The organism is Ruegeria sp. AP12, assembly GCF_056540025.1.
In genome coordinates, this window is sequence record NZ_JBQFVZ010000201.1 from 1 (window position 1) to 721 (window position 721).

General features: G+C 59.1%; 2 protein-coding genes. Both read left to right on the top strand.

The window, feature by feature from the left end; genetic code table 11:
- Window positions 1–140: 140 nt before the first annotated feature.
- On the top strand, window positions 141–452 hold the full coding sequence (locus ACR0E6_RS22260) for an ETC complex I subunit (protein WP_170378795.1): 312 nt from the start codon (window positions 141–143) through the stop codon (window positions 450–452).
- The coding region (locus ACR0E6_RS22265; protein WP_480587460.1) for a GNAT family N-acetyltransferase at window positions 453–721 on the top strand (269 nt) is incomplete at its 3' end. It lies immediately after the preceding gene.

Sequence of the window (721 nt, forward strand, 5' to 3'; positions counted from 1 at the left end):
TTTCGCGCCTGATTTTGATCTGTTTTTGTTCCGGTTCAAGGGGGCATTTCCATTGCACGCAATTGCGACAATTGCGGACTTGTCCGAATGGATGCTGTGACGCATAAACATAGCCAGCCAAGTGAGCACGGAGAGGCGAGATGCGCGCACGGATATATCAGCCTTCGCGGAATGCGATGACCTCGGGCATGGCCAAAACCCGCAAGTGGGTTTTGGAGTATGCGCCTGCGTCCTCGCGTGAAGTTGATCCGCTGATGGGCTGGACCTCATCCGATGACACCCAGACCCAGGTGCGCCTGAAATTCGATACCAAGGAAGAGGCGCTGGATTACGCCAAGGACAATGGTATCGACGTGCAGGTCAGCGAGCCGCACAAGCGCAAGCCCAATCTGCGTCCGCGCGGATATGGCGAGAATTTCGCAACGGACCGTCGCAGTCCCTGGACGCACTGAATGATCGAAATTCGTTTGGCCGACCCCACGTCGGATGCCTTGCGCCCTGTGATTGAGGCGCATTTTGCCCATAGCGAACAAGCGGGTCCGGCGGAAAGCAACCACACCATGGGGCCCGAGGCCTTGTCGGGTGACGGCATCCGCTTCTGGGGTCTTTTCGAAGAGGGCCGCGCCTTGGGCTGCGGCGCGTTGAAGACGCTACCCGATGGTACGGCAGAAGTGAAATCGGTGCACGTTGTCGAAGTCGCACGCGGGCGCGGTCTCGCGCG